The 12,305-nt window shown below is 72.6% G+C and carries 11 protein-coding genes and 1 pseudogene; 5 read left to right on the forward strand and 7 right to left on the reverse strand.

The window, feature by feature from the left end:
* Positions 1 to 45 precede the first annotated feature (45 nt).
* The gene (locus AB0F10_RS01280; RefSeq protein ID WP_360619702.1) at positions 46 to 1,158 is read left to right on the forward strand and encodes an ROK family protein; all 1,113 of its coding nucleotides are present in this window, start codon (positions 46 to 48) and stop codon (positions 1,156 to 1,158) included.
* A gap of 12 nt (positions 1,159 to 1,170) precedes the next feature.
* Here AB0F10_RS01280 and AB0F10_RS01285 read toward each other — a convergent pair whose 3' ends face one another.
* From AB0F10_RS01285 to AB0F10_RS01300, 4 genes are all read right to left on the reverse strand, one after another.
* Complete coding sequence (locus AB0F10_RS01285; protein WP_360619703.1) at positions 1,171 to 2,319, reverse strand: PQQ-binding-like beta-propeller repeat protein; 1,149 nt, start codon at positions 2,317 to 2,319, stop codon at positions 1,171 to 1,173.
* Positions 2,320 to 2,334: 15 nt separating this feature from the next.
* Positions 2,335 to 2,793, reverse strand: a complete 459-nt coding sequence (locus tag AB0F10_RS01290) for an SRPBCC family protein (protein ID WP_360619704.1) — start codon at positions 2,791 to 2,793, stop codon at positions 2,335 to 2,337.
* Positions 2,794 to 2,867: 74 nt separating this feature from the next.
* Positions 2,868 to 3,713: a hypothetical protein gene (locus AB0F10_RS01295; protein WP_360619705.1), complete on the reverse strand. Its 846-nt coding sequence runs from the start codon at positions 3,711 to 3,713 to the stop codon at positions 2,868 to 2,870.
* A gap of 186 nt (positions 3,714 to 3,899) precedes the next feature.
* A complete protein-coding gene (locus AB0F10_RS01300) occupies positions 3,900 to 5,147 on the reverse strand; it encodes a chitosanase (protein ID WP_360619706.1) in 1,248 nt (415 codons plus the stop codon).
* Positions 5,148 to 5,450: 303 nt separating this feature from the next.
* On the opposite strand from AB0F10_RS01300, the gene AB0F10_RS01305 reads away from it, so the two are divergent.
* The 4 genes from AB0F10_RS01305 to AB0F10_RS01320 are packed head-to-tail and all read left to right on the forward strand — an operon-like array spanning position 5,451 to position 9,829.
* Entirely contained in the window at positions 5,451 to 6,638 is a 1,188-nt protein-coding gene (locus AB0F10_RS01305; RefSeq protein WP_360619708.1) for an ROK family protein, read from the forward strand.
* Positions 6,639 to 6,672: 34 nt separating this feature from the next.
* The gene (locus tag AB0F10_RS01310) at positions 6,673 to 7,998 is read left to right on the forward strand and encodes an ABC transporter substrate-binding protein (RefSeq protein ID WP_360619710.1); all 1,326 of its coding nucleotides are present in this window, start codon (positions 6,673 to 6,675) and stop codon (positions 7,996 to 7,998) included.
* 2 nt (positions 7,999 to 8,000) lie between these two features.
* Positions 8,001 to 8,939 carry a sugar ABC transporter permease gene (locus AB0F10_RS01315; RefSeq protein WP_360619711.1) on the forward strand — a complete coding sequence of 313 codons (939 nt, stop codon included), beginning with the start codon at positions 8,001 to 8,003 and terminating at the stop codon, positions 8,937 to 8,939.
* Positions 8,936 to 9,829: a carbohydrate ABC transporter permease gene (locus AB0F10_RS01320; protein WP_360619713.1), complete on the forward strand. Its 894-nt coding sequence runs from the start codon at positions 8,936 to 8,938 to the stop codon at positions 9,827 to 9,829. Before AB0F10_RS01315 ends, AB0F10_RS01320 begins: the two co-directional genes overlap by 4 nt.
* Positions 9,830 to 9,844: 15 nt before the next feature.
* Here AB0F10_RS01320 and AB0F10_RS01325 read toward each other — a convergent pair whose 3' ends face one another.
* The 3 genes and pseudogenes from AB0F10_RS01325 to AB0F10_RS01335 all read right to left on the reverse strand — a co-directional run.
* On the reverse strand, positions 9,845 to 10,945 hold the full coding sequence (locus tag AB0F10_RS01325; RefSeq protein ID WP_360619714.1) for a tetratricopeptide repeat protein: 1,101 nt from the start codon (positions 10,943 to 10,945) through the stop codon (positions 9,845 to 9,847).
* 363 nt (positions 10,946 to 11,308) lie between these two features.
* Complete coding sequence (gene ispF, locus AB0F10_RS01330) at positions 11,309 to 11,806, reverse strand: 2-C-methyl-D-erythritol 2,4-cyclodiphosphate synthase (protein WP_360619725.1); 498 nt, start codon at positions 11,804 to 11,806, stop codon at positions 11,309 to 11,311.
* 13 nt (positions 11,807 to 11,819) lie between these two features.
* Positions 11,820 to 12,305, reverse strand: a pseudogene (locus AB0F10_RS01335) (2-C-methyl-D-erythritol 4-phosphate cytidylyltransferase); the annotation flags it as partial.

Below are 12,305 nucleotides of genomic sequence, written 5' to 3' on the forward strand. Positions count from 1 at the left end.
CCGACAATATGCTCCTAGAGCGAGCAAAAAACAGGGGGTAACGCTGTGACGACGCGCGCAACCGAACTGTTGCGGGTGGTGCACGCCCGGCCGGGTGTCACCCGGGCCGACGCGGCCCGGCTGATCGGCGTCGGCACCGGCGCGGCCACCGAGCTGGTCGGCCGGCTCGGTCAGGCCCAGCTCCTGGCCGAGGGGCCGACGGCGCCGAGCGGCGCCCGGGGACGCCCGACGACCGCGCTCATCCCGCACCCGCGCGGGCCGCTGATCGCCGCCGCCTCGATCACCCACGAGTCCTGGCGGGTGGACGTGGTCGAACTCGGCGGCAGCGTGCTGGCCACGGCGGGCGAGGAGCTCGCCGGCCGCGGCGGCGACGCGGTGGTGGCGGCGCTGGGCGCGGCGGTGCAGCGGCTGCGCCACGAGCACGGCGACCGGATCCGCGGCATCGGCATCGCGGTGCCGGGCACGGTCTCCCGCGACCTGATGCTGGACGCGAACCAGCTCGGCTGGCACGACGTCGACCTGGCGGTCGCCTGGCCCCGGGCCGAGACCTTCGTCGCGGGCAACGACGCCACCCTCGCCGCGTCGGCCGAGTCCCGCCGCGGCGTGGCCGTCGGCGCCGCGGTGGCGCTGCACCTGCGCATCGAGGCCGGCCTCGGCGGCGCGGTGGTGGACGGCGGCAAGGTGCTGGTCGGCGCGCTCGGCGCCGCCGGGGAGTTCGGCCACATGCCGTTCGGCGACCCCGCGGTCCGCTGCCCGTGCGGCGCGTACGGCTGCTGGGGCACCGCCGTCGACGGCTCGGCCCTGGCCCGCCTGCTGGGCCACGAGCCGCCGCGCGACCCGGTCTCCTACGCCCGCCGGATCATCACCGCGCCGGACCCGGCGTCGGCGGCCGCGACGGCGCGGGTGGCGACCGCCCTGGGCCGGGGCATCGCGGGGCTCGTCAACGGCCTGGACGCCGACCTGGTAACCCTCGGCGGCCTGGGCGTCGACCTGCTGACCGCGGCGCCGGAGCAGATCGCCACCGCGTACGAGGCGGGCCTGATGGCCTTCCGCCGGGCGGCACCCCCACCGGTGCTGCCGGCGCTGCTCGGCAACGACGGCCCGATCGCGGGCGCGGCCGAGGAGGCCTGGACCGCCCTGCTGACCCGGCTGGTCTAGACCGGCTCGCGTCTAGATCGCGGCGATGACGACCGGGTCCATGGTGTAGTAATGGTTCGGCTCGTCCGGGTCGGCGCCCGCCTGCGGCAGCAGGCGCTCGATCGCCACGAAGCCGTCCGTGAGCTGCCACCCGTTCGGCTTCCACGCGTCCACCCGCTCCTTCGCCACGAAGAGCGGGAACGTCGCACGCTGCGCCCCGGTCCCGGCGTCGAGGACGACCAGCCGGTCGTCCGGGGTGAGCAGCACGGCCTTGCCGGCCCGCACCCCGAGCACCCGCGCCGGGCCGGGCCGGCGCCACAGCTCGCGGCCCGCGCGCGAGGCGGTCACCGCGCCGCCGGACGCGATCAGCACCAGGTCACCCGCGGCGGTCGCGGCGGGATCGTCGAGCGCCGGCGCTCGTTCCGGCTGCCGGCCGCCGGTCAGCCAGCCCTGCCCGGACGCGTCGCGCAGGCCCGCGCACCCCGAGCGGGCCACGTCGCAGCCGACCCCGGTCGACGGGCCGGCGGGCCAGCCCCGCACCGCGCCGCCGGAGAGCACGTCCCAGGCGCCGGCGCCGCACACGTACCGGCCGCCGGCCGTGACGAAGCCGTCGGCGCAGCCCGGCGGCAGGTCCACCGACCAGCGCTGTGCGCCGTCCGTGATCGCCCGGGCGGTCAGCCGCCGCCCGCCGGTGACCAGCACGCTCGTGCCGGCCGTGTGCAGTCCCGGCGGTGCCCAGACCGCGGCCGACCCGGTCCGCCCCTCGAAGCCGTCCGCGGAAGGCCCGTCCGAGCGCCAGACCGGCCTTCCGGTACGCCCGTCGAGCGCCACCAGGTCCCCGTCCGACCACCGGGTGACCACCGTCGTGCCGGCGGCCACCACCCCGGTCAGCCGCTCCGGCCAGCGCCGGTACGACCAGCGCGGCGTGTACATCGTCCTGGCCTCGACCGGGGCATCCGCCTTGACCAGCCGATCGCCCGCGTAGACCCGGATCCGGTCGTCGACGATCAGCGGCGCCATCGTGGTCTTGCCGGTGACACCCGCCGGCAGCGTCGCGGCAACCGGGTACGGGTCGGCGGCCGGCTCGGAGACCTCGGCCGGCGCCAGCATCCGCCAGCCGGCGGCGCCCCCGGCGAGCAGCACGACGAGCGCGGCGAGGGCGCGCGGAAGCTTCCTGATCACCTCAGCGACGATAGGTCAGGCCGCGGCGGCCAGGTCGTCCAGGTCGCGCCGCAACGCGCCCTCGACCGTACGCGCGGCCAGCCCGCCGAAGACCAGCGCGAGGAACCGGCCGGCCGGGGCCGTGGGGGTGCCGTCCTGCACGACCGTGACCATCGTGCCGCCGCGGTGCCGGCCCTCGATGACCGGCACGAACGTGTACCTCATCCGGTATTCCGCGCCGATCCCCGGCGAGGCGACGGAGAAGCGCTCCGGAATGATGCACTCCTCGACGTGGAACTCCTCGGTGATCTGCCCGCCGTCGTTCATCGTGCGGGTCTCGCGCCACGCCGTGCCCGCGCGGAAGGGCCCGGAGGTGAGCACCTCGACGGCGGTCACCGTCGACAGCCAGCCGCACCGGCCGGGCAGGTCGGTGAAGACCCGCCACACCGAGGCGACCGGCGCCTCGACCAACCGCGTCACTTCGACCGTCGACATTGCGTCACCTCCCGGATACAAGGTACGGGCAGTTGCCGGTCAGCGACAGACGGTTCCGCTTACCGCGGGGTCTTCTACTCGTAGCCGCCGTTGATCAGGCCGAGGCGGATCAGCTCCGTCAGCGGCTCCAGCACGTTGGGCGCGCCGAACCCCTCCCACAGCGGCCGCGGCTCGTCGCGGCGGCTCCGCGCCGGCTCGATGAGCGGCATCGGATGCGTCGCGCCCAGCGCCTCGGCCACCTCCGCCACCTCCGCCCCGTCGGCGGCCGCGGCGGACGCGACCAGCACGTTCAGGAATCCGTGGTGGGTGAAGCCGGTCTCGGGATCGGTGTGCCGCAGCGCGTGCCGCAGCCCGGCGGCGAGCTTGAACGGCAGGCCGCGGTCGCGGCAGGCGCAGATGACCGCGGCGAGCTCGACCGGGGTCGGGAACAGCTCGGCGGCGAGGCCGCCGACCCGGAACTTCGGCGCGATCCGCGATCCCTCGGCACGCTGTTCGGCCAGGGTGTCCAGCCCCGCGAGCAGGCCCCAGCTGAGCGGGATCTCCGCGTACACGTCGAGGTCGGGCTCCTCGGCGGCGAGCAGGCGCAGCGCGCCCAGGCCGGGCTGCGGGTCCTCGCCGCGGCGCGCGACCGCCGCCTCGACCCGGCCAACGACGGCGCCGGCGGCCCTCAGCTTGGCGACCACGGCGGGCAGGGCGCTGATCGCGGCGTCGTTCACCACGCCGACGACGAGGCCACCCGGGGAAAGATCGAGATCGACAAGCGAGGAGGGCACCAGCAGCGAGCCGACGAGTCCGGCATACCAGGCGCCTCGGTGCTTGCCGTGCGCCTCGAGGACCTCGCGGAACCCGACGACGCCGGGTGGCAGCAGGGACGCGTCGTCGACGAGTCCTGCGAACAGCGGCGGCACCAACGTTGACACGAATCTGAACCTAGTTGATGGCCCCGCCTCGGGCCCGGCTGGGATTGTGCGCTTTAAGTCGTTGTCGGGGGCACTCCGACTTTGGTCGCGATTGACCTCAATCGGTAATTTTCGGATGCTCCACAGCGGGTGGCGGGGAGAGTCGGATGGTGTCCGGCTCCCCGCCCTCATTCCCCAAAAGTGGCGCTATCCGATGTGGAAGGGGTCGCCGTAGACCGCGAAGTCGAGGGGGGTGTTCAGGTCGAGGTTGCCGTTTCGCAGGAAGACGCGCTGGGCGGTGTCGATGCGGGACACGTCCGAGTGGGCCTCCTCCTTCTTCATCTCGACGACGCGCTCGTCCAGGAACGCGTTGAGCCACGTCGTCTCGTTGCCGCCCTGCGCCGGCGGGAGGGCCTTGCGCAGCGCCCGGTCCCGGATCGAGCGCATGCCCTCGTAGCCGTGCACGACGGCGGCGTCGTAGTAGGCGAACTGGCCCAGCGCCCGTACGCCGTCGGCCTTGCCGTCGCGCACCGACGGGTTGAAGTAGACCCGGTCGCGCTCCGACTCCTGCGCGGCCCGGAACACCGGGTCGGCGGCGGCCGTACGCCAGTCTCCGGTGAAGGTCGGGTCGAGCCCGGCGTGCGACTCCGAGCCGTTGACGTTGCGCAGCGCCGGCAGGTACCTGGCCAGCACGTTGCCCGGCTTCGTCGCCGTGTACGCCTCGACCAGTTCCAGCATGTCGCCGGTGCCGGAGCAGAAGCCGATGATGCCGGCGGTGTAGCCGCGCCCGTCGCCGATGTCCTCGATGTAGGAGAACTGGGCGCGCCAGTCGAGCGAGGAGTTCTCGGCGGCCGAGACGATCTGCATCGCCACGTCCTTCTTCGCCGGGTTGTCCAGGTTCACGCCGTTGCCCGGAGGGGCGCTGGTCGGCGGGGTCGTCGGCGTGGTCGTGCCGCCGGGAAGGGTCCACTTCTGGTTCGCGGCCGTTCCGCAGGTCCAGATCTGCAACCGGCTGCCGTTGGCCGAGTTGCTGTTCGCGACGTCGAGGCACTTGCCGGAGCCGGAGTTGACGAGCGTGCCGTTGGTCGCCGCGGTCCACTTCTGCGCGGCCGTGCCGTTGCAGTCGTAAATCTGGATCTTGGTGCCGTTGGCGGTGCCGGCCGCGGTGACGTCCAGGCACCTGCCGAGCGCCTTGATCGAGTTGTCGGCGTTGCCGACGGTCCAGGTCTGCGCGTTGGTGCCGTTGCAGTCGTACAACTGGACGGCGGTGCCGTTCGCGCTGCTCGCGGCGGCGACGTCGACGCATTTGCCGGCGAGGCCGCGGATCGGGCCGGCGGTCGCGGCGCTCGCCGGTAGCAGCCCGTAGGCGACGCTCGCGGCGGGGATCAGCACGCCGCCGAGGGCGTACGCGATCACTCTCGTTCGGCGGCGACGCGGTGGGTCGGGGATGGTCATGGCGCTCCTCGAGGGGGTTGAGGCGGTGGGCGCGCAGGGTGAAGCCATCGATGACGGACGTTGGGGGATCCGTCGTCGCGGCGATGAGTGGTCACGCTAGGTCAGTTAAAGTGATTTATCAATAGCCGTCGATTGATCGCGTAAGAGGCTTAGGCACCGATATGGACCTGCGGCCGGACCGGCGCCGAGGCACGCCTGCATCCCGAGGGGTGAACAGAGCGCAACCAGCTATTGACAGCACAGTGGAGCGGTTCTACGTTTCCAGCTAATTGTTAGACAACTTGCCAATCAGGAGGAGGCTCCGTGCCGAGACTGGCGGGATCGTCCAAGCTGCTGCGCGCCATGAACGAAAGCGCGGCGCTCGCCCACCTGCTCGAGCCGGGCATGCTCACCCGCGCCGACCTGCGCAAGCTCACCGCGCTGTCCACCCCGACCATTTCCGAGGTGCTGCGCCGGCTCACCGACGCACACCTGGTCAGCGTCGTCGGATACAACAGCGGCCGGCCGGGACCGAACGCGGAGATCTACGCGGTCAATCCGGACGCAGCGTACGCCGCCGCGGTTTCCGTGCGCGACATCGGCGCGAGCGGCGCGCCCTCGGTCGTCGCCGCGCTCTGCGACCTGACCGGGGCCGAGCGGGCCCGGATCGAGTCGCGGATCGACTTCCTGCACACCGACCCGAAGACCGCCATGGTCGACGTGGTCGCCGAGCTGCGCGAGCGGTCCGGCGTGTCGGCGACGCGGCTCAGCCACGTGCAGATCGGCGTTGCCGGCTCTTACGACGGCCGGGCCCAGACGATCCACCACGTCGACGTGCCCGGCTTCGGCCGGCCCGGTCTGGTCCCGGAGATCGCCGACGCACTCGGCACCAACGTCGGCGTCGACAACGACGTCAACCTCGCCGCGGTGGCCGAACGCCGCCGGGGCGTCGGCCGCGACGCCGACGGCTTCGCCCTGCTCTGGCTGAGCCAGGAGGGCCTCGGCCTGGCCATCGACATCGGTGGCACCCTGCTGCGCGGGGCGCGCGGCGGCGCCGGCGAGATCGGCTACATGCCGCTCTACGCGCCGGACTCGACCCACCGCAAGGTCGACCTGCAGGACCTGATCGGGGGCGAGGCCATCCTCGCGCTCGGGCGCGACCACGGCATCGCCGGCCGCACCCCCCTCGAGATCGTCCTCGCCGCCGCGGGCGACCCGGAGACGGCCGGGGAGTTCTTCACCCACCTGGCCGACCGGATCGCGGTCGGCCTCGCCGCCGTGATCGCCGTGCTCGACCCGTCGCTCGTCGTCCTCGCGGGCCCGGTCGCCCAGGCCGGCGGCCAGATCCTGCTGACCGCGGTCACCGGCGCGCTGCGCCGCGCCGCCCCGCTGGAGAGCACGGTCGCCGTCACCACCATCGACGACGACGCCGTCCTGCTCGGCGCCCTGGACGCCGGGCTCACCGCCGTCCGCGAGGCGCTGATCGCGGCGATCCGCGACAACCAGGCCTGAACCCGCCGCACCACCCCTGAGAGGACCCCTCGAAGTGAACAAGCGGATATCCCCTGCCCGAAAATCACTCGTCGCCGCCGCTGCCGCCCTCCTGCTGACCGCCGGCTGCACCCCCGCACCCCGGGAGGCCAAGATCGCCGACCCCGGTACGGAGGCGTCCGGCACCGTCGAGCTGTGGCACTTCTTCACCGAGCGCGAGGCCGCGGCCATCGACGCGGTGATCAAGGACTTCACCGACACCCACCCGAACATCAAGGTGACGGTGAAGCGGGGCCAGGACGACTCGAAGATGACCCAGGCGATCGGCGCCGGCAACGGCCCGGACGTCGGGCTCTCGTACTCCACCGACATCGTCGGCAAGTTCTGCTCCTCCGGCGCCTGGGTCGACCTGGCGCCGTACCTCAAGCGGGACAATGTGGACCTGGGCCGGCTCAACGCCACCACGCGCTCCTACACCGAGTTCGACGGCAAGCGCTGCGCGATGCCCTTTCTCGCCGACGCGTACGGCATGTTCTACAACAAGGACCTGTTCGCCGCGGCGGGCATCGCCGGCCCGCCGAAGACCCTCGACGAGCTGACCGCGGACGCCAAGAAGCTGACCGTCCGCAACGGCGACGGCTCGCTCAGGACCGTCGGCTTCCTGCCCCTCTTCGACTTCTACGAGAACGCGGCCGCGCACCTGGCCCCGGCCGTCGGCGCTCAGTGGCTGACCCCGGACGGCAGGTCGGCCGTCGGCACCGACCCCGCCTGGAAGACCCTGATGACCTGGCAGAAGGACCTGGTCGACTGGTACGGCTACGAGAACCTGCAGAAGTTCCGGGCCGGCCTCGGCGACGAGTTCAGCGCGGACAACGCGTTCCAGAAGGGCCGGGTGGCGATCAACATCGACGCCGAGTACCGGCTGGCGTTCGTCCGGGACCAGGCGCCGAAGCTGCACTACGGCGTCGCGCCGATCCCGACCAGCGACCCGGCCAGGTACGGCGGCGGCTACGTCACCGGCAACATCGTCGGCATCTCGAAGAACGCCGCGAACCCCGAGGCCGCCTGGGAGCTCATCAAGTACCTGACGACCAACGACGCGACGATCGTCAAGCTCGCCAACACGCTGAAGAACCTGCCGACCACGACCGGATCGATCAGCGACCCGGGCCTGCGGGTCGAGCCCGAGTTCAGGACCTTCATGGACATCTTCGCCAGCCCGAACTCGTCGACCTCACCGCCGGCCGCGTCCGGCCCCGCGTACCAGGAGACGTTCGGCACGTTCGCCACGAACTGGCAGGCGGGCAAGGTCGCGGATCTGGGCGCCGGCCTCGCCGACGCCGACAAGCAGATCAACAGCGTGATGACGCTGGGCGGCTGACGGTGGCCACCCGGCCGCTCGGGGTGCGGCTGCGTCGCGGCGCCGTGACGTGGTCGTTCCTCGCCCCGGCGCTGCTCGGCATCGTGGTCTTCTTCCTGTACCCGCTGGTCTGCGCCGTCTACTTCTCGTTCACGAAGTTCGACCTGCTCACCGTGCCGCGGTGGGTCGGGCTCGCGAACTACCGGCGGATGGCCGAGGACCCGTTCCTGCTCCAGTCGATCCGCAACACACTGTGGATGGTCGTGGTGTTCGTGCCCGCCCGCATCATCGGCGCGATCGGCCTGTCGCTGCTGCTGACCGGCCTCAAGCGGGGTGCGGGCCTCTTCCGGACGATCTTCTACCTGCCGGCGCTGGCGCCGCCGGTGGCCGCCACCATCGCGTTCGTCTACCTGCTCAAGCCCGGCACCGGCCCGGTGAACACGCTCCTGGAGCGGATCGGGATCGAGGGCCCGCTCTGGTTCAACTCGCCCGAGTGGGCGAAGCCGTCCCTGGTGCTGCTCGGCCTCTGGGGCATCGGAGACCTGATGATCATCATGCTGGCCGCGATGCTCGGCGTGCCGGTCAGCCTGTACGAGGCGGCCGCGCTCGACGGCGCGAACTCCTGGCACCGATTCCGCTACGTGACCCTGCCGACGATCCGCCCGGTGATCCTGTTCGCCGCGGTCACCGGGGTCATCTACACGCTGCAGTACTTCGACCAGGCCGCGGTCGCCGGGTCGATAGCCAGCGGGCAGGCCGCGACCGGCGGCGGCATCTCGTCGTCCTTCGGCTTCCCCGAGGGCTCCACGTTCACCTATCCGCTGTGGCTGTACACCGTCGGGTTCCGTTACAACGCGCTCGGCTACGCCAACGCGATGGCGGTCGCGCTGTTCGTCGTCGCCCTCGCCGTGACGGTCATCCTGCTGCTGCGCTCGAAGGTCTTCTCCGGGGAGGAACAATGACCGCCCTGGCCACGCCGCCGGTCGAGGGACGACCCCTCGTGGCGCCGGCCGCCCAACGGCGCCACCGGCGGCAGAACCGGCTCGCCTGGATCGCCCGGCACAGCATCGCGATCGCCCTGGCGCTCATGTTCCTGACCCCGGTGTGCTACCTGTTCCTGATCTCGGTCATGACCAGCGATCAGGCGCTGACCGCCGACTACTGGCCCGACACCTGGCACTTCGAGAACTACGTCCGGGTCTTCCAGGTCACCCCGCTGCCGCGATACCTGCTCAACACCCTCGTGTACGCGGTGTCCGCGACGGCGCTGATGCTGCTGTCCAGCGTGCCCGCCGCGTACGCCCTGGCGAAGCTGAGGTTCCGCGGCCGCAACGTCATGTTCCTGACCGTCATCTGCGTAATGATGCTGCCGCCGCAGGTGGTAACCGTCCCGCTCTACCTGATGTGGGCCCGGTACGGCCTCACCGGCTCGCTCGTCCCCCTGATCATGCCGATGCTCCTCGGCGACGCGTTCTGCATCTTCCTGATGCGGCAGTTCATGCTCACCATCCCGTCGGAGTACCTGGACGCGGCCCGGGTCGACGGCTGCGGCGAGTGGGGCACGCTGCTCCGGGTCGTGCTGCCGATGGCCCGCCCCGGCATCGCGGCCGCCGGCCTGTTCCAGTTCTTCTACGCCTGGAACGACTACTACGGCCCGCTGCTCTACACCAGCGAGAACGAGGACTCGTGGACGCTGTCGCTGGGCCTCGCCTCGTTCCACGGTGTCCATCACGTCGACTGGAACCTGGTCACCGCCGCGACAGTGCTGGCCATGGCCCCGATCGTCGTGGTGTTCTTCTTCGCACAGAAGGCGTTCGTGCAGGGCGTCACCCTCACCGGGGTCAAGGGGTGAGCGCAGCCCGGGCGGCTATCGCCGCGTCAGCACCACGATCTCCGCGAAGGCGGCGAGGAGCATGGCGACGATCAGCGGCACCACCCCGCCGATCACCGCGAACCCCAGCAGACCCAGCGGCGCCAGGGCCGTCGCGTAACAGGCGGCGGCCAGCGCGCGCGACGTGCCGGAGACGCGGCGCAGCGCGGCGCCCAGCGGCTCCGGCAGGACCCGGGCCAGCCACCCGCCGAGGGCAATGAGCAGCACCACGCCGATCACGCCGGCCCACATCCGGGCGACGCCGGTGCTGGCCACCGTCATCACGGCGGCCAGCACCGCGGCGATCAGCACGCCGTTGCTGCCGAACAGCACGGCCTGGCGGAACGCCTCGAACGTGACCGCCGAACGGTCCAGCACCGAGCCGCGCGGACGGCTCACGCCGGGTGCGGCCTTCGCCGCCGGATCCGCCGGCTCCGGCACGGGCAGCGCCGCCTCGGGCAGCGCCGCCTCGGCCAGGTCCTCGAGGGCCAGCGCCCAACGCCGCCGCTCGAGCCGGACGACGCCGACGTCGCGCTGGGCGTCGCCGACGGCAACGTCCAGGTCGAGTGCCTCGCTGTAGGCGCGCTGGGCCAGCGCGAAGAGCCGCAGCCGGGCGGCGACCACGGCCAGCACCAGGTGCGCCTCGGCGTCAGCCGGCGTCAGCCGCACCCCGTTCCAGGCGGCGTTGAGCGCGTCCTGCCCGTTGCGCGACTCGCTGAGCAGCGCCGCGCCGGTCCGCTGGGCGTAGGGGTCGTCGGGCCAGGTCGACAGGATGGAGACCGCCACCTGGGCCGCCTCCCCGAACCGCCGGTCGTCGCTGAGCGCCATGGCCCGCACCACCAGCGGGCCGATCGTCCCCGGCGCGGACGCGACGGCCTGGTCGGCGGCGACCAGCGCCTCGGCCGGCTGCTCCGCGATCACGTGCACCCGGGCCAGGGTGCTCAGCAACTCGGGATCGTCCGGCGCGGTCGCCAGGCCCGCCGCGATCTCGCCCACCGCCTCGTCGTATCGGCCGAGATCGGCCATCAGGAGGGCCCGCTGCCGGTACTCCTCGGGGGTGGTCTCCGGCTCGGACTGGGACGTCGGCTCACTGGACACCCGTCGAGCGTAGGTCTTCCGCGCGAGATGACGCCGTTCGGGCGGCTCGCGGTCCCCAGCGGACGGCCCGCGCCCCACACCGAACGGGGGCCGCGGTCCCGCGCCGGGCCGGAATCGCGGCCCCGCCGAGCATGGATGGGGCCCCGCCGAGCAGGGATGACGGTCCGCACCGGGCCGGGATGGCGGTCCGCACCGAGCAGGGATCATGATCCCGGCGAGCGGAGATGACAGTCCGCACCAGGCCGGGATGGCAGTCCGCACCGGCCGGGATGACGGTTCGCACCAGGCCGGGATGACGGTCCGCACCAGGCCCGGATCATGATCCCGGCGAGCGGAGATCGCGGTCCCGCCGGGCGGGGAGCGTCAGGATCCCGGCTGCGCCGTGTCGGCGGCGATCTCGTAGACGAGGGCGGTGGCGACGGCGGCGAGCCCCTCGCCGCGGCCGGTGAGGCCGAGCCCGTCGGTGGTCGTGCCGGACACGGTGACGGGCGCGCCGACCGCCTCGGAGAGAATCTGCTGCGCCTCGGCGCGGCGCAGGCCGATCTTGGGCCGGTTGCCGATGACCTGGATCGAGACGTTGCCGACCGCGAAGCCGCCGAGCCGCAGCCGCCGGACCGTCTCGGCGAGCAGGGTCACACCGGCGGCGCCGGCCCACTCGGGTTCGTCGGTGCCGAAGTTGCTGCCGAGGTCGCCGAGCCCGGCCGCGCTCAGCATCGCGTCGCAGGCGGCGTGCGCGGCCACGTCGGCGTCGGAGTGCCCGGACAGCCCGGACTCGCCGGGCCACATGAGGCCGGCCACCCAGCACACCCGGCCGGGATCGAAGGCGTGCACGTCCGTGCCGATGCCGACGCGCTGACTCAGAGGGCTCACCGCGTCAGGCTACGTGCAGCAGCGCCTCGGCGATCACCAGGTCCAGCGGACGGGTGATCTTCATCGCCAGATCGGACCCGGGCACGCAGGTGACCGGGACGCCGGCCTTCTCCACCATCCCGGCGTCGTCGGTGTGCGCGTCCAGGCCGGCGGAGTGTGCCGCGGCGAGCACGTCGCGCCGGAAGCCCTGCGGCGTCTGCACGCTGCGCAGCACCGCCCGGTCGACGGTGCCGAGCACCACCTCGGACAGCCCGCCCGGCGGCTCATGGGCCCCCGCACCGGCGGAACCGACCTCCTTGATGGTGTCCACCACGGGAAGGACCGGGATCACGGCCGCGCACCCGGCGCGGACGGCGGCGGCGACGGCCTCGACCAGCTCGGGAGGAGCTAGGGCAGCCAACGCGACGCAGACCGACATCTATGACTGCAACGGCGGCGCCAACCAGTCCTGGACCTACACCGCGTCGCAACAGCTGGTCGGGATCGGCGG

This window comes from Actinoplanes sp. NPDC026623 (assembly GCF_040638275.1).
GTDB lineage: Bacteria > Actinomycetota > Actinomycetes > Mycobacteriales > Micromonosporaceae > Actinoplanes.

Coding starts and splice junctions, on each gene's coding strand:
- AB0F10_RS01290 (WP_360619704.1), bottom strand. CDS start 2,793: ATGTCGACGGTCGAAGTGACGCGGTTGGTCGAGGCGCCGGTCGCCTCG.
- AB0F10_RS01300 (WP_360619706.1), bottom strand. CDS start 5,147: ATGACCATCCCCGACCCACCGCGTCGCCGCCGAACGAGAGTGATCGCG.
- AB0F10_RS01320 (WP_360619713.1), top strand. CDS start 8,936: ATGACCGCCCTGGCCACGCCGCCGGTCGAGGGACGACCCCTCGTGGCG.